This is a genomic window from Fimbriimonadia bacterium (genome assembly GCA_039961735.1).
GTDB lineage: Bacteria > Armatimonadota > Fimbriimonadia > Fimbriimonadales > JABRVX01 > JABRVX01.
Window position 1 is genome coordinate 23,584 of record JABRVX010000004.1, and the last position, 17,228, is coordinate 40,811.

Annotated in this window: 8 protein-coding genes and 2 tRNA genes; 4 read left to right on the forward strand and 6 right to left on the reverse strand. The window is 60.4% G+C overall.

Going from position 1 to position 17,228, the window contains the following annotated elements; all coding sequences use genetic code 11:
* Nucleotides 1-28: 28 nt before the first annotated feature.
* Genes HRF45_01435 through HRF45_01445 form a run of 3 tightly spaced genes read right to left on the reverse strand, consistent with a single transcriptional unit; the run spans nucleotide 29 to nucleotide 2,015 of the window.
* Nucleotides 29-268 carry a TM0996/MTH895 family glutaredoxin-like protein gene (locus tag HRF45_01435; protein MEP0765193.1) on the reverse strand — a complete coding sequence of 80 codons (240 nt, stop codon included), beginning with the start codon at nucleotides 266-268 and terminating at the stop codon, nucleotides 29-31.
* Nucleotides 269-299: 31 nt separating this feature from the next.
* Nucleotides 300-1,631, reverse strand: coding sequence for a permease (locus tag HRF45_01440; protein MEP0765194.1), 1,332 nt, complete (start codon nucleotides 1,629-1,631; stop codon nucleotides 300-302).
* 36 nt (nucleotides 1,632-1,667) lie between these two features.
* The gene (locus HRF45_01445) at nucleotides 1,668-2,015 is read right to left on the reverse strand and encodes a winged helix-turn-helix transcriptional regulator (protein MEP0765195.1); all 348 of its coding nucleotides are present in this window, start codon (nucleotides 2,013-2,015) and stop codon (nucleotides 1,668-1,670) included.
* Nucleotides 2,016-2,603: 588 nt separating this feature from the next.
* Here HRF45_01445 and HRF45_01450 point away from each other — a divergent pair.
* From HRF45_01450 to HRF45_01460, 3 genes are all read left to right on the forward strand, one after another.
* On the forward strand, nucleotides 2,604-3,383 hold the full coding sequence (locus HRF45_01450) for a hypothetical protein (GenBank protein ID MEP0765196.1): 780 nt from the start codon (nucleotides 2,604-2,606) through the stop codon (nucleotides 3,381-3,383).
* 102 nt (nucleotides 3,384-3,485) lie between these two features.
* Nucleotides 3,486-3,571 (forward strand) — tRNA-Tyr (locus HRF45_01455).
* Between the two features lie 3 nt (nucleotides 3,572-3,574).
* Nucleotides 3,575-3,649: transfer RNA gene (locus tag HRF45_01460), tRNA-Thr, on the forward strand.
* Between the two features lie 824 nt (nucleotides 3,650-4,473).
* Here HRF45_01460 and HRF45_01465 read toward each other — a convergent pair.
* Genes HRF45_01465 through HRF45_01475 form a run of 3 tightly spaced genes read right to left on the reverse strand, consistent with a single transcriptional unit; the run spans nucleotide 4,474 to nucleotide 13,485 of the window.
* Entirely contained in the window at nucleotides 4,474-5,952 is a 1,479-nt protein-coding gene (locus HRF45_01465) for a peptidase S10 (GenBank protein MEP0765197.1), read from the reverse strand.
* Between the two features lie 54 nt (nucleotides 5,953-6,006).
* Nucleotides 6,007-10,719, reverse strand: a complete 4,713-nt coding sequence (locus HRF45_01470; protein MEP0765198.1) for a hypothetical protein — start codon at nucleotides 10,717-10,719, stop codon at nucleotides 6,007-6,009.
* Nucleotides 10,720-10,776: 57 nt separating this feature from the next.
* The gene (locus HRF45_01475; protein ID MEP0765199.1) at nucleotides 10,777-13,485 is read right to left on the reverse strand and encodes a hypothetical protein; all 2,709 of its coding nucleotides are present in this window, start codon (nucleotides 13,483-13,485) and stop codon (nucleotides 10,777-10,779) included.
* A gap of 279 nt (nucleotides 13,486-13,764) precedes the next feature.
* Between HRF45_01475 and HRF45_01480 the strand changes: the two genes are divergently transcribed.
* A complete protein-coding gene (locus HRF45_01480) occupies nucleotides 13,765-17,100 on the forward strand; it encodes a PDZ domain-containing protein (protein ID MEP0765200.1) in 3,336 nt (1,111 codons plus the stop codon).
* The last annotated feature ends 128 nt before the right edge of the window (nucleotides 17,101-17,228 follow it).

The following is a 17,228-nucleotide window of genomic DNA, read 5'->3' on the forward strand; positions in this document are numbered from 1 at the left end:
GTGCCCCCACATCCGCAACCACCCACGGTTACGATCCCTCCTGCAGAAGTTGCTTGATTGCCTCCGCTGAGAGCACCTTTCCGGAAGACACCACCTTGCCATCCACCGCCAGCCCAGGAGTCATCATTACTCCGAGCTGGATAATCTGCCCAATGTCAGTAATCTTCTCGATCTCGTACGGCAAGCCCAGCTCCTTTGCAGCCGTCTCCGCGTGTTCTGCCAGCAGCTTGCACTTCGGGCATCCGGTTCCTAGTATCTGAAGCTTCATAGTCCGCCTCCTATCGTTCTCAATCCAGTCGTCACGATGACGTCGTCTCTCCGAAGAACGCTCCGAACACGATACCGGAGAGTGTTGCTAGTATTACTACCAGTAAGATGAACGCGAGGGTCTTGCGTGTACCCATCACGCTACGTATCACGAGCATATTGGGGAGCGACAGGGCGGGTCCTGCGAGCAGGAGCGCCAGCGCAGGTCCTTTGCCCATACCGCTTCCTACCAGTCCTTGTACGATCGGCACCTCGGTCAGCGTGGCGAAGTACATGAATGCACCCGCCACCGACGCAAACAGGTTGGCCCACAGGGAGTTGCCGCCCACCGCCGCTGTTACCCACTCGGAGGGGATCAAGCCCTCGCTCCCGGGCCGCCCGAGCAGCGCTCCGGCGATCAACACACCACCCAATAGCAGCGGCATGATCTGTTTTGCGAAGCCGTAGGACGAGCCGAACCACTCCTTCCCCTCGCCCGAATCCGTGGCTAGTACGAGCGAAAGCCCGACCACACCTGCGGCGAAGGAGATCATGGGGGCACCGGGCACCACGACTACCAGTATCGCAACCGGTAGCGCAACACACGCGAGCTTCCAGGCTTTCACACCCATCCAGGCTGTCATGATGAACCCGAGCGCGATTGCGCTGAGCGAGGTCAGCCACCACTTCACGCCATAGATGGCCGACCATATACCCACACCTTGCTCCGGCTTGGCCCAGTTGGCGAAGACCAGAAGCGCGATCATGGATGCGAAGAACAGCGCGTTCTGCCAAAGCGGACGTGGTGCTTCGGGCTGGACTGTGTTGGCGGCCGCAGATGCCTTTGCCATCTCGTCGTTGCGGAACAGGAGATGCATGCACACACCGATCACGATGCTGAACACCACTGCCCCAACGGCGCGTGCGACCCCTAGTTGCAGTCCTAGGATTCGCGCAGTCAGGATGATAGCGAGGACGTTGATGGCCGGACCGGAGTACAGAAATGCCGTGGCCGGTCCCAATCCCGCCCCCATCCGATAGATGCCTGCAAACAGTGGGAGCACCGTGCACGAGCACACTGCTAGCACCGTACCAGACACCGACGCCACGCCATACGACAACAGCTTGTTTGCGCCGGCACCAAGGTAGCGCATGACCGATGCCTGGCTGACGAACACGGCCATCGCGCCGGCGATGAAGAAGGCGGGCACGAGACAGAGCAGGACGTGCTCCTGCGCATACCACCTCGCTAGATAGAGCGCTTCCCACAGGGCGTTCTTGACGCGGTGCGATTCCCGGAGCCACTCGATCGGCAGATAGAAAAAGGCGAGGAAGACGAAGAGCATGAGAAGAAGAACTCGCCACTCTTTCCGCCAATCGTACATCCCGTCCCCCAGTAGGTACTTGTTAGTTGTGTGGTATCAATCGCTGTGTGCGGAGCGTGTCGCCATCGCCAGCTCATATCGTTGCCTGGCGGTCGCCTCCAACACTCTGTCGACGCAATCCAGGAATCCCTGTAGGCAAGGCACGCGCAGCGAGCAGATCACCTTCGTGCCGACGCGGCGGTCGGCGACGACACCCGCTGCCCTCATGACCGACAGATGACGTGACACCGTGGACACGTCGTCACCGACCAGGTCCGTAAGCTCACACACGCACCGTTCTCCCTTGGCAAGCTCCATGGCGATGAAGAGACGAGTCGGGTGTGCGAGGGCCTTGATAACTGCGGCTTTGGCCTCGAGGGCGGCCCGCGTGGTGTCGTCGAGCATGGTCAGGTGTGCTCCTACATTTTTGTCTTTTTGCTATTATGGCCAAATATTCCATGTTCGGCGACCTCGGCAGTCCCTTTGACCCAATCCCAGTTGCCGGCCCAGGGCAGATTGGCGCCGGAGGCTGCGATCCTGGCGAGCCCTTTGCGAACCTTGCGTGGCAATCAGAGCAGTGCCCTGGTGATGCGCAGCTACACGAGCTACAGCACGGTGCCGGCAAGGGCTTCCACGCGGAGCGAGCAGAGATCCGCGGAGGGCGCATGAGGTCATCGCGGTGGCTATCCCGGGTGGTTCGTGTTCCACGATGGCTCCGACGCCCGTCCGCGATGCCTACGACCGTTCGAGGAAGGGCGGGAACCGCGCGGCGCCACATCCCGACTCGCGCTTGAAAGTTGAACGTAATTGCTACTGCCGCACGTTGCGGCGTTGCCAAGCGGCGTGCAGGTCCAGATGCAATTGGTTCCGCCCGCCGTAGTACGCGGCCCACCCCCCGACGGGTGGCGCGCTGTCACCCATGGACGCTATACATGTCGTATTGGGGCATGGAAACCTCGGTGCCACCGCCCGAAGCAGGAGAAGGTGGGCGCAATGGGCGAACTGGGAGACACCTTGGGCCCTTCTCGATTCCTGGTCGCTGCGCGCTCTGAAGCGCTGGACAATCTGGTCGGCGTCATCACCAGTCTGCTGGACTTCACGCTGCGGTTCCACCGTCCGCCCTGGTGGTCCGAGCAGTGGCAGCAGGCGCGCGCCGAGGTCGGTCCTTCGCGCCATGCTAAGCTGCTGGTTCGCTTTGCCCGCGAGATCGCCGAGATCGAGCGAGAGATGGAATGGCAACCTCCCCCTTCGCGGATTCCACCCTCCATTCAGTGCCGACGTGGCCTGAAGTTGCTTCGCTTTTGGCTCGCGGAGGGCATTCCGACCGAGTGTTTCCATCCGTTCTTGGTTGGTGGGCTAGTCGGCTTTGAAGGGCGCTGGCCGGAGGAAGTGTCGCTGGCAGTAAGCCACTGGGGCTCCGAGCGGCCGGCCGCGGCCAATCTGATTCGCGAGCTGATGGAGTCCTCCCGCCCCCGAACTCACGCTCTGCACGGGGACTGGCCCGTGCCAGACGAGGCGCTGCCGGACCCGCTGGTAGACATCGCCCAGGCGGTCACCTTCGGGGTGTATCTCGGGAACGTGCCTTGCACGGCTCGGTTCGAGGCCGTCACCGAGAGTGGGCGGGTGGAGGCGACGCTCCTCGAGATGGTGCTCGAAGCGCTGCGGGAGGGCTGGAGCGCGGAGAGGCTGGCTGCCGATCTGGCCGAATGTGGCGTCCTACTCCGCTCGGCCCAGCCCCGCCGCAGACGGCACGCCGAGAAGCCTCAGGCCTGAGCGTCTTAGGCTCTCGCGTAGTGTAGAGACGGCCGTCTCTTGCAATCAGGTTTCTCTTGACGATTCGGCTCCCACTATGGTATTTGATTCCCCGTCTCTCATGGCGCGATGGCCGAGCGGTCAATGGCAACAGACTGTAAATCTGTCGGGAGTACCCTACCTAGGTTCGAATCCTAGTCGCGCCACCAGAAGCCCATGTAGCTCAGTGGTAGAGCACTTCTTTGGTAAAGAAGAGGTCACGAGTCCGATTCTCGTCATGGGCTCCAGTCTCACTTTCCATTGAGCCTTCAGGGTCGAAAACAGGACTTCGTTGTAGGTCTCGGTCAATTCCGAGGGGCCTGTTGGAAGGCAAATGGAAAAACAGAGCTTCGTTCTGTCGGTTCGCCGGCACCCCTATCACGTGAGGAGTTGCGCTCAACGGCGCAAGGATGGCTCCTCGACTGCGAGATTCGCCGGCATTCGCGCTACAATCGTCATTCGGCGGACCGCCGTCGACAATCTCCTGTGGTTCCTCAAGGCGTGCCTGGCCGCCCCGGGCGAGGTCCTCTACGCTCGCCCGGATCGCCACCAACCGCAGCCCCTGAGCCAGGAGCAGGCGCAAAAGATGCTCGTAACTGTAGCGGGCGTACTTCGGAGCGCCGGTCGGGGGCGGAAGAATACCCGCCTAGCGCGCCTGCCGACCAGGATGTCGGGGCGTGTGCGTAGCAGGCCGTTTGCTGCCGCCACCAGTTCCTCCAGGGCGAAAGGAGCGGCGATGCGGCACTCCTTCACCTTCGGCACGCTTCCATTCTACGCGACACTTCGCGCCGTCGTACGCGCCACGGCATGTAACCCGCACTGTTGCCGGTTCGCATCCCCCATGCCCAAACTCGGCGGGTAAGGAACGGGGGCGTATGACAACAACCCGGATGCTTTCAAAAGAATGAAAACTTCCCTCGCGTTCGGCAATGCTCCGCTGGTTTCCGGACTGCGCGAACCTGCTTGTGCCTTTGACAGCGACCGACCGCGATGCATTCAAAGCGAGCAGGCTCGCGCAGTCTCAGAAGCCCTGCCTATCGATCCGGCGGCGGGGGCAACACTGCTATCGCACCTACTCGAGAGCGGAACTGATGAACGCGGCGACGTCCTTCTTCAGCTTCTTCAGCGAGACGCCGTGGATGTACATCATGTGCCCAGCCTCATACTCGGATGTGTTGATACGATCCCGCAGCGATCTATCGAGCCCCATGTGCGCCAGCGTGTACTTCGTCGCGTAGTAGGGTGTGGCGAGGTCGTAGTAGCCCGATGCCACCATGAGACGCATATAGGGGTTTTTCGCGAACGCCGATCGGAGTGCTTCGCTGGTATCCGGAGGGCCCTCGCCCGCCGAGCCCCAGTCCCACGGTTTCTCGATACCTTCGCCTAACACGTAATAAGGCACGTAATAAGGAACGTCGGTCTTGTAGCCGAGGGTGCCGCGGATGTAGTCGTTGATCATGGAAGTGTAGGGGGGACGAATCGCTGCCATGCTAGGGTCGTGCTCCGGCCTTTCGGTTACTCCGCTAGCGTCCATACCCTTGATGCGGCTGTCGAGCCGTCCGACCGTGCGTCCCTCGTCGCGGAGCAGCTCCTTGCAGAAATGGTGGATGTTCACACGAAGATCACAGTTACGGATGAACCTGGGCTCCAGCCCGGTGTACCGCGAGAGACGCGATACCACCTCGTCTCTCTCCCTGACTGACAACCTGTCACCTTTTGCGAGTGCGAGGGTGTATTCGGTGCCCGCCCATTGTTCCACCTCGGCCAGCGTCTTGTGAAGGTCCTTCATTAGGTCCTTCGGCAGCTTCTTGTGATACCACGCGGTAGCGGTGTATGTAGGCAGGAAGAGCACGTACGGCAGGTCGTTGCCCTTGACGAATCGGGCTGTTAGAAAGTTGAGAATGGACGAGACGAGGATGATACCGTTGAAGGCGATACCTTTCTCAATCAGGTGCCCGGCGAGGCCGGCAGCGCGAGTCGTGCCATAGCTTTCGCCTACCAAGAAGAGCGGGGACGTCCAACGCTCGAAGCGTGTTAGGAACAGCCGAATGAACTCTCCCACCGACTCGATGTCACCTTTCAGTCCCCAGAACTTCTCGCCGAGCTCCTTGGTGGCGGGACGGCTATAACCTGTGCCGACGGGGTCTATGAAACACAGGTCCGTGTCCTCCAGCCAGGTTTCCGGGTTGTCCACCAGTTTGTAGGGCGGTGGCGGTAGGTTCCCGTCGTCCTGCAACCGCACGCGCTTCGGCCCGACGGCACCCAGGTGCAGCCAGAGCGAGGCCGAACCCGGCCCGCCGTTGAACGAGAACATGAGGGGTCGTTTCGCGCGGTCCGCGCCCTTCTTGAAGTACGCCATGAAGAAGACTCCCGCCTCGGTCTCACCGGTCGGCCCGTTGATGGGCAGCATGCCGGTGTGTGCTTCGTACGCTAGCGTCTTCTGGCCGATCTGCAGCTTGTGGGAGGTAACGACCGGCGGTTGGTCGGTGGTCAGCGGATAGCGTTCTTCCTTCTTTTCGTTCTTGTCGGCTTTCTGGTCGGGCTGTTCCATGCGGATGGTGTTCGCCGGGGAAGGTGTGATCCCTGCCGGGGATGGTCGGGCAACCTATTGCCGAGACGGCGAAAGCCCGGGCTGCCGCGTGGACGATGGCGCGACGGGGGATTGAAGGACGATGTGCCACCACCAGTCGAGGGGTTTCCCCGCGGCATCTCGGCCGGCAGCGTGTGGAAGGTGGCTGAGCCACCACTTGGCGTGAGCGACCGTCTCGCCGGAGCCCCATTCCTCGGGGTTCAGCGCCCTACGGGTACCGCGCAGGTTGGGCCAGTTGTGCAGCCAGTCGTCGGATGAGCTCAGCACCGTGGTGTCACCAGGCGGGTGCGACAGTGTGCCGCACGCCGCTTCACCGGGTGCGATGGCTTCGTGTAACGTGAACCGGTCCCAATCGTGTCGTGGCGGATACCCGTTCCAGCCACCAAATGCGTGGGTCAGCAACTTTTCTGCCCTTCGACAGTAGGTCGCCAGGAGCCCGCCTAGCCCTTCCCGAACATCCGCCACCGTCACTACGAACGTCCGTCGGTAGGGAGGCTTGGAGATACCACTAGCATCGAGCTCGATCGCCTCTTCGCCGAACATGAATGCGCCGGGTTTTAGAGAGTCGTTCGAGACCAGAACGAGTACTTCGTCCACGTTGCCTGCGTTCACTCGGACTGCTACCTCGGCGTGCCGGAGAAGCTGGTGCAGGCTACTCCCACGCACGAGAGCGTACTCGACGACCCGGTATTCGACCCTACCATGGCTGGCTTCGAAAAGGCACTGCGTGTAGCCATCCACGAGGTCCTGGCCGAAGGTGTCTTCCTCCCCCCGTGCATCTAGTACTAACAATCGTACCGGTCTGGACACGGCCAATTCGGATATGGCGGCGGGAGAAGTACTAACTCGACCAGGGGCACCTATACCGGGGCGTTCCACCAGCAGTACTACCCGATCCAGTCCATCCACAGCGTAGAGGCCGAGTCGCCCTTCTCTCGTAACGTAGGCCACGTCGCTAGGTGCGTCGAGCGTTGCGTTGCCCATGTAGTTGCCGGTGGGGACGTTGTACGTGGCGAGCACGGTTCCCTGCTCATTGTACTCCCTTACTACCTTTGAAGATGCATTTGTCACTGCCAACAGCACGGTCGAGCCGTCTGCACTGGCTGTCGCAAGGCCCACCTCCTTACCACCCGACCAATCGCCTGCCACCACCGACACTGGGAAGCCAGAGTCCACAGACAGCGAGGACCCGTCGAAGGAGAAGCGGTACAGACGGTTCATGCCGCGATCCACAACGTATACTTTGCCCTGAGTCAGCGGATGCGCCGCGACCGCCGCGGGTTTGGCACCGGCGTCCTCGAACTGATAGTGTGTCACGTACTTCGTGTTCGCATCCCACACGACCAACCTGCGGTTCCCTGTGTCTGCGATGGCAACGTACTCTGCGCCGGAGCGCAAGAACACTGCAAGTCCTCTGGCAGACTGGAGCTCCCGCCGAGCCGAGTCGGTACCTGTATAGCCGGCAAGGCGACTGCCCGAGAACCACGGATTCGTGTCCGACTGATTGAACACCAACGCATCGGTGTAGATGCGGTTTCCCGATACCGCGTTGACTCTGGAAGACGTGGCGGTACCAATAACCAAGTCTCCGGGCAGATAGCGAGTCGCTGCCTGAGAGTTTTGTATCCAATATGGTGGGGTCTTACTGAAGGAGCTCGCCTGATAGGACGGTATGTCGTTGCGAACGTCATAGCCGTAGGGGGCCGACGTGGGAGCCGTGACGAGGTCGAAGCGGTACTCGGGTGTCATGTCAGCGAACTGCAGCGTTGCGTAATACTTGCCCGCCGTAAGCTTCGACGCCACGACCTTCTGTGCCGTGTGGCCGAAGCGGAAGTGATAGAAGAGCTCGCGGTAGGGTGTCGTCCCATCGAAAAGCTGGCAGAAGGGGTTAGCGATTCCAGCGTTGGAGGCGACCAGCATTCTGCCCTGTCCGTCATCGCTGATGCCGCACGCGTTGGACAAGCCGGTTACGAAGACGCTGCGAGGAAGAGTTTCCACGGCGTCTTGAACGCCGCCAGGAGTCGCGGGGGCAGTACCTACGATGCGAGTCACTTCGTACATCGCGCGGTATCGATTAGCGTCGAAGGAGTCGGCCTCCGCCATATCCTGTACGACACGCACTGTATTGCCGTCGGCGGCGAAATCCCCGATGGCGTACCTAACGAACGTCGGCTGCCAACGGCGGTACACGCGGTACGTCGCGTTGGGCGGTCCCGATACCTCGAGACTCACCTTGCGCCCTTCGACGGCAGCGGTGACGGTGAAATCAGGAGGAGCCGCGGTTGCACGATAGTTCGTGTGGAAGTCCCATGTCCACCCAGTCTCGTTCACCATCGAATGACCCATGTAGGTATGACGGCTGTGAGATGCCGTGTCCTCTATGCCCCAGATCGTGGCATCTAGGTAGTGTTGACCTATACGGACCGTGAACACCTGTGCGAGACTGTGTATCAGCGATTGGTTCTGTGTGTAATGCCTTCTTCCGAAAGCGTCGGTCGTAGAACTGCCGAACAGGGATGTGATCTCCCATCTTCCATCAGACCCGGTAGTGCCACTAGCGAGGGGGGTCTTTGCACCATACGTGTAGAGGCTCACCTCGGCCCCCTGCACCGGTCTGCCATCGCAGTCGAGCACTCGCACCCACGTGCGGTCCGGGGCCAACGACTCCCATCCAGAGATACTATTATTGCGAGCTCCCACCAGGAAGCGCCTCATCATCTCGCAGGCAGGCCAGGAGATCTTCGTCTGCCCGGGTCCATAACTATCAGCAGCCCAACACCACGATGCGACCTGTACAGGTGTCCCATCCGCCATTTGGGAAGCGGAAGTAAAGACTGGGTGTGCGTAATACTGATACAGGTCACCGAGAGGGTGAAAGAGGTGACCCGTCTCGTGCAGTTCGGCACCACCGTCGCCCCAGTTGAACCGCTCCCAACCCTGGTAGTGTCCCCACCAGCCATCTAGCTCCCGCCAGCCCTCGTACTTGGCTTGCACGATCTGCCAGGCCTGGTTAGGATCCGCGGCGTCGGAAGGCCATCCGATTTCGTAACTGTCGAACCAGAGCCGCTGCAGGACATCTTGGCCGTCACGAGTGGCGGATCGCTCCCACATACACTGCACGGCGTCCGCTAGCTTGCGACTAAGGTACTCCTTGCTGGGTGGATCCCCCAGCACCGTGGGCTGTCTATCCGCAAGCGAGGCCTGGCTTCGGAAGATGGGGTGGAATGTCAGGCCGTGGATGGCGAACTCGTATCGGTTGTTCCGCTGATTAGCATCGTCTGCCCACTCCAACACGGCGATTATCCACCGTTCCCCCACGTCGTCCAGGTTTATCTTTCGCCACGTAGCACGAGGACCGGCCAAGATGAGTTGGTATGGCCAGCTGAGGGTCACGATGCGCGACACGTAGCTCGGGCTGTTAGCATCGTACGCGGGGATGTCTTCACCGATGAGGAAGTCGTAATCCGGCGTATCACAGGTGACGGGGTCCGTGTCGGCGTTCCGGTAGTCGCGATCCACCCACACCTTGAGCCGAACACTTCCACCCGGGATGGTGCTCGCACCGGTGTTCTGCAAGTTGATCTCGTAACTGACAGTCTCGCCGTAGGCAGGCCAGCCATAGGGGGGACGCTCGTCCTTGCGTGGGCTGCGTTTGGCAAAGGATATCTGGGCGTCCGCTGTGTTCGATATGCTGTAGCGCGAGTTCAGGTCGGTGTTGATATACCCGAAGAGCCGCCCAGCGCCGAAGGCCAACCTGTTCCCCGCTTCCGCACCGAAGAACCCTGTCATCACCTTCTTGCTGGCGTAGCCCCCATTGCCTGGCATCCACTGTCCTGACAGCGCCTTGCCATCATACTGCGGACCTGGATCATACTTTCCACCCGGCTTGGCAGGCGCGACACGGAGCTGGTACCCGCCGAATGGAGGCACCAGCGTCAACACGTCGAACCCATCCTTCTGGTAGTCTGCGGCGCACAAGCCCCCTGGTACCAAGTTGGGCAGATCGCCCGCCCGGTCGTCCACTACGAATTCGAAGCGGTTCCCTGCCACGGTGTATCGGTAGAAGGCGATGCGAGTCTGGCCTCCAACTACCGTGGCAAGAGCGATGTAGTCCTTCTTCTCGCCCCAGAAGTCACCACATGCGAACGCGATGAAGCTACCCTGCACGTTGGGCAAGTCCGACTCGGCGATCTTGCTCCAGGTAGTACCCATCGAGCTAGTAGGAGGATTCAGCATAGCGATGCGCACGTTTCCGTTGTACTCGGTCGCTATCAGCAGTTGATCCTTGGTAGCCCCACGCGGGTTTCCGCCGGCTGCACCCAGGAAGGTACCACTGATGCTTACGCCCGTCGAGACGCTCTTCTGTGACCACTGGCGGACCGCAAAGTGCTGTGGCGGCTCGTACACGTACATGAAGACCTGGCTACCCACCACCCGAATCGCCACGATGTGGTCCGTGTCGAAGCTGGCGGGCCAGAAGTTACCCACCGTTAGTCCACCTACCGGCACATCGTCGAAGGAGGTGGTTCGGTCTATCCAACGGCTGGGCCACATTCCGTCCTTCGCACGCAAAGGGGGTTCGTACACGACGAGCCGCCGCTGCCCACCGACCTCCTCGAGAGCTGCGAAGTAGGAGAAGCCGAACCCCCAGTGCTGCGGACCCGCATGACAGATGCAGACCGACACTACAGCGAACACGCACACCAGGCACGGGATGGCTGATCTCATCGATTCTCCTTCACTTGCATGGACCGATGCAACCTGTCAGTGTGCGCCAATCCCAGGCTAGCTATCCCCCTGCCTACCGAAGTTGATCAGCACGATGTTCAGGTCATTAAGCGTGACGCCGTCCACTCCATCTAGGTCAGCGGTCTGATCGGTGCCTCCGTACGTGATCAACACGCGAGCGAGATCACCCATATCCACCGCGTTGTTAACCTGGCAATCACCATTAAGGAGGCTGAAGTGGAGTGTCTCCGTCAGCGGGAAGGTGACCGCGGGCACCGTCCTTCGTAACCAGGCCCGGCCCCACAGCTTCACGTCATGGGTGCCGGCCGGAATCGACCCGGGCATCGAGAACTTGCCCTCGGCATCAAGAGTAACCGTGTATTGCGACGTACCTACCAACAAGTTGAGCTGCACGCCTGCGACCGGTGCCGACCAGTGGCCCAGCACGACCTCGCCTCCGTAGACCGGTGTCTGAAGCTCCCACGTCAGTTTGGCTGTGGCCGACGATCCGTTCTCGTAGTGCTCCACTCGTATCAGGTGGTAGCCCTCGTCCATCTCATGAGTGAAGGTGTAGGTGGTCGCATTCTGATCGAACCACTTATTCAGCACCAGAACATCGTCTATCCATATGCGTATGCCATCGTCGGTTCTAGCGGTAAAGTCGTACGTACCCGCCGGGAAGTACCAGTATCCGGTGCGGCGCACGCTCCAGTTGTCACCGTTGATCGCAGGATCGGGGCTCCCACTGCCGTACTCGTGATCGATTCGATCTTCCAGTCTACTAGTTATGTAGCCTGTTAAGTTCTTCTGGCTATACAGATCGACTCGCCAAGCGTCATAGGGTATCTCGTCTGGCGGCGGCTGGTCCGTCCAGCTAACCTGGATGCGTGCAGTCCCCGTGCCGTGGCGGTAACGCACCACCACTCTGTGTCTCGTGGTGTCCGCACTCGCCTGACCGGGGTTCACGTAGTTCGACCAGTTCATCGTATAGATGTCCGGCGTGAAAGTATTGGTAGTGGTGTTATTCCACGCATCGAACACCAGCCTCTCGTCGATGAAGAGCTGAACACCGCCGTCCGTGGTAATCGTAAAGCGTTTCCATCCGTCCGTGAAAGTAAAGTTCCCGTGCCAGAAGACGCTCACGTTGTCTTCGTCCAGGCCGGGTGCTAGAGCGCCGGAAGTCTCGAAGTCTATGCCGCTATCCGTGCGGCTCGTGACGAACGTCTGGTAGTTGGTGCCGTTGAAGTAGTTGCCGAGCCAAGCGTTGTTCGGCACGGTGGCGGGGTTGTCGCGAAGGTCGATCTGGCGCACGTAGTACGCGTTGGTGGTATTCCCTCTCCAGTAGGCCAGATTGAAATCCGTAATCTCCTGGAATGTGAAGTAGAGCTGTCCATTGTGGCGGACTTTCAAGATCATCACGGTATTGGCTAGCCCATAGGTGTGTCGGATGGGGCTTCCGAACGGGTTCTGAGGCATCGTGATATAGCCGTTGGAGTCCGTCGTGAACGTTGCGTCGGACACGTTGTCGTATGTTTTGGCGTACCAGCCCGTGCCGCCCGTCGCGCGATACACGTCCACCGTTGCCCCGGCCAAGGGCACACCGTTCTCGTCTATGAACTGGAAGTGGTTGTTCTGTGGCAGGTCGGTCAGGAAGACGCCGATATCCGGAGGCGAGTTTTGGTTACCACGTCCGCGCTTGTGGTGCTTCCAGTTCCACACGCTTGCCGTGTAAGCATCGTATATGGCAGGCCCACCCATGATGTCGGACCACTTATTGTAGTGCACTCCTTGCCAAGAGATGAAGGGCATGTACATGGTCCCTGTAATGATATTGCCGCCATCGTCGCGGACATCTATGGACCAAGGCGCGCTCTCGCTCTGGTGCACGTCGAAGCCGTAGTTGTCAATCATGAACCTGGCGTGGTTCATCTCGTGGATGCTACCAATGTCAATCAAGAACGGACCGTTCCATCGGAAGCCATAAAAGGCACCGGGCAGGATATCGTTGGGGTTGTAGGGATATCCCCACATCATGTCCACCGTGCGGTCAAGCCGATCCGGGTTGTTGGTGGCAATGCCGCCGTTCAGGGGCAATGCACCGTTCGGCACCACCACTACCTTGTCCAGCGACATTCTGTCCAGCGCACCGTTAGGGCAGAACGGGAACTTGGCTTTCGCGTGCATCTCGTTCCAGCGGCGTATCATCCGCTGCCCCCAATCCTCGAAGCCGTTCGCACCGTCGTTCAGCTTGTACTGATTCTCGTGGAAATAATCGTAGAGGCCCTGCTCCACCCACAGACCGACGAGGAGCGCGTTAGTTCTGATCTCCACGGTGTTGTTCAACTTGGTCAGCTCGGTGAGCAGGTTGTTGGGGTCGGCAACGATCTTCAGGTCGTGATCGGCGGGGTCCCAGTTCCAGTCGAAGGCCACCTGCACGGTCTGCCCTGCCGGAATCTGCACCATACCACCCAGTCCCGGCACGCCGTCGAAGTACCACAGGTACTCGACATCCTGGGTAACCGGTCCCCAGTTCTTGATATGTGCCAGGTAAGTCACCGCCTGGCCCACACTCGGCAGCCCGCTGCTGTAAGTCATATCATTGGGGTTGAACGACAGCCGGGGGGTGCGCTCGATGTAGAGCACGTTGATGTCGGGATAATCGTTCGCCTGTGCCCTCGGACCGTCGAACGGCCATGGTTGAGCACTACCCGCGAGCGCGAGGGCTGTGGGTATGAAGACGAGAAGTTGCCGAAGGCTTGAGCGCATATACTCCCCTTTCCGAGGCTTTTATCTTTGCAACAAGCCTTGCGTGCCGAGTCAGACGGCTCCGCACTCGTTGCGAGTTTGGGCGGGCCAACCGTCCCGAGCGACCCACGCTGAACCCTGCGTGGCAGGGCCGTACCCGATAGCCACGCTCAATGGAACGGACAACCAGAACGGCACTGCGGTTCCCGACGAGCGGCCCTGACCCGTTGAATGCTGGGCTCTGGGACCAGAAAAGGAAGAAGAATCCCGGCATGGAACCCCTCGCCTGGAGGCGAAACGATGATCGGGTTCTTTCGTTCGGCTTTGACGGCTGCGTCGCTCGGGGTGTTGGCCACGGGCGGCATCGGTTGCATGATGCCCCTGGTGCTGCTGATTCAGGATGATAGCGTTGCTCCCCACGCGGGGATGATCCGCTATCCGGATGTGAGTGCGAAGCACATCGTGTTCACATACTCGGGCAATCTGTGGGTTATGCCGCGGACCGGAGGGGTTGCACAGCCACTCACGAGCGCCGTCGGGGGTGAGGTCTTTGCCAAGTTCAGCCCAGACGGCTCGCAGGTGGCTTTCCTGGGCGGCTATGATGCCGGTTCGGATATCTACACGCTGCCGGTCGAGGGCGGAGTGCCGTTCCGCGTCACATACCATCCCAACCAAGAAATCCCGTGCGACTGGACGGCGTCCGGTGACATTCTCTTCTTTTCGTACGGCAGGGACTTGCATGGCTCGCAATCGCAACTGATGCGTGTGCCTGCATCTGGAGGGCAGCCCAAAAAACTCCCGGTGCCGTACGGCGCGAACGGAGCGATCAGCCCGGATGGAAAGTGGCTGGCTTACGTGCTGCACTCGACGGACTTCTCTACCTGGAAGCGGTACACCGGAGGGCAGGCGACGGACATATGGCTGTTCCACCTAGAAACCCACCAGTCGAAGAAGATCACGGACTGGATGGGCACGGACTCGCTCCCGATGTGGCATGGCGACACCGTGTACTACCTGTCCGACGACGGTCCGTCTCATCGCCTCAACATCTGGGCCTACGACACGAAGAGCGGTCGGCGACGACAGGTTACGAGGTATGCAGACTTCGACGTGAAGTGGCCTTCCATCGGACCGGGTCCCGATGGAAAAGGAGAAATCGTGTACCAGCACGGACCGGATATCCGCCTGCTCGACCTCGCTACGGGCGAGAGCAAGAGGGTGGAGGTTCGTATTCCGGGAGCTAGGCCGACGCTGAGGGCTCGCGCCGTCAACGCGGCGCGCTACCTTTCTTCCTTTGACCTATCGCCCACCGGAAAGCGCGTCGTGGTGTCGGCGCGGGGCGACGTTTGGTCGCTGCCCGCCGAAGAAGGCACGTTGCGCAACATGACGCGAACGAGCGGCGTGTTTGAGCGCGAGCCGACATGGAGCCCGGACGGCAAGTGGATCGCCTATTGGTCCGACGAGAGCGGGGAGTACGAGCTGTACCTGATGCCGTCGGACGGCTCGGGTGAGACGAAGAAACTCACTTCGCTCGGAGCGGGTTATCGCCAGAACCTGACGTGGTCGCCAGATTCGAAGAATCTCGTGTTCCAGGACGAGAAGGGCCGTATCTGTCTTATCTCGGCGGAAGGCGGCGAGCCGAAGGTGGTGGACACTGACGGAAGCGGCTACAACTCCAGGGTTGCGTGGTCTCACGATTCCTCCTGGCTGGTCTACACGAAGTTGTCGAACACCCGCCTGTCGGCAGTGTGGCTGTACAACGTAGCAGAAGACAAGGCGACGCAAGTCACGGCGGGCGTGTTCCCCGATAGCTGGCCCGTGTTCGACCGCAAGGGCGACTATCTGTTTCTCGCCAGCAATCGAAACGTGACTTCGCCCGTGTTCGACGAGTTCGGAGGGTGGAGAGCGGTTTACGCTAACACGGACGTGCTGCTCGCCGTGCCGTTGCGAAAAGATATCAAGTCGCCGTTCCTGCCCAAGAGCGACGAGGAGAGCTTCAAGAAGGACACTAAGCCTGCGGGGGAAGGTGACAAGAAGGACGACAAGCCGGCCAGTGACGGGGACAAATCGAGAGAAGAGGAGAAGCCCCTAGCAATAGACCTGGATGGGTTCGAATCCAGAGCTATTCGGCTACCAGTTCCTCCGGGCTCCTTTCACAGCCTGAACGTCACAGCGGACGGGAAATTGATGTACACGCGGAGCGGATCGGGCATCAAGCTGTTCGAGATGAGCGGACCGCAGGCGCAAGAGCAGCCGGTGCTCGCGGGGGTCGAGCAATTCACCATCTCGGCGGACGGCAAGAAGCTGCTCGTAGCCGTGGGTGATGGGCTGGCGGTCATCTCTGCGTCACCCAACCAGAAAACAGAGAAGATGGTACCGATGCAGGGCATGACTGCGAACGTCGAGCCTCGCGAGGAGTGGAGGCAGATATTCAACGATGCATGGCGGCTATTCCGTGACTACTTCTATGCTGGGAACATGCACGGCGTGGACTGGCCAGCTATCCGGGAGCAATATTCCAGGATGCTGGAAGACTGCTCGAGCCGGGGCGACCTGAACTACATTTTGGGTGAGATGATAGGCGAGCTCAACGTCGGGCACGCATACATCTGGGAGGTCGGCGACGTGGAGCAGGCACCTCCCGCAAACGTCGGGCTGTTAGGCTGCGACTACGAAGTCCACCGAGGAGCGTATCGCATCTCGCGGATTCTCGGTGGGGCCGCTTGGGATGACGATGCGCGTGGACCGCTGGGTCAGCCAGGAGTTGATGTGAAGGTGGGCGACTACGTGCTGGCAGTGAATGGTGTGCCTATAGACGTGAGCAAGGAGATTCACGCTGCGTTCCTAAACACCGCGGGGCGTACGATCACGATAACCGTGAGCGAGAACCCGGTGATGGACGAGAAGGCGCGCGACGTAGTGGTCAAGCCAACAGCCAACGAAGGAGCACTGCGCTACCGCACGTGGGTGGAGAAGAACCGTAAGTATGTCGAGGAGAGGAGTGGCGGGCGTGTCGGTTACATCCATGTGCCGGATACGGCTAACAACGGGCTGAACGAACTGAACCGCCAGTTCATCGGGCAGATGAACAAAGAAGCGCTCATCGTGGACGAGCGCTGGAACGGGGGTGGACAATCTCCTGACAAGTTCATCGAACTGCTCAATCGCCCTGCACTCTCATACTTCCACACACGGAACGGGCGAAACGACCCGGTGCCCGGCATCTCACACCTCGGACCGAAGTGCATGCTGATCAACTCGCTTGCCGGCTCCGGCGGCGACGCATTCCCTTACTACTTCCGCAAGGCAGGCGTTGGAAAGCTCATCGGCACGCGCACGTGGGGCGGCCTCGTCGGCCTCTCGTGGAATCCGGAACTGATAGATGGTGGGGTGCTTCGCGTACCCAGGCATGCCTTCTTCGAGACCGACGGCACGTGGGGAGTGGAGGGCTACGGCGTGGCCCCGGACATCGAGGTGGTTGACGATCCCGCGCTGATGGTAGATGGTGGCGATCCGCAGCTCGACGCTGCGATTCGACACATGCTGGACGAACTCAAGCGCAGGCCCTATGTGGCGCCCAAGACGCCCGAGTATCCGGACAGGAGCGGGATAGGACTGCATCCAAAGGACCGATAACCAGGCCGACTGAGACGTGACGTATCGTTAGGGTCATGTGGGATTCCACGCACTGTCATCCCGAGGGATCGGCAGCTAGCCTGTTCTGCCACACTATGCCTGCCACGAGCAACTGAGGCAACCCTTTC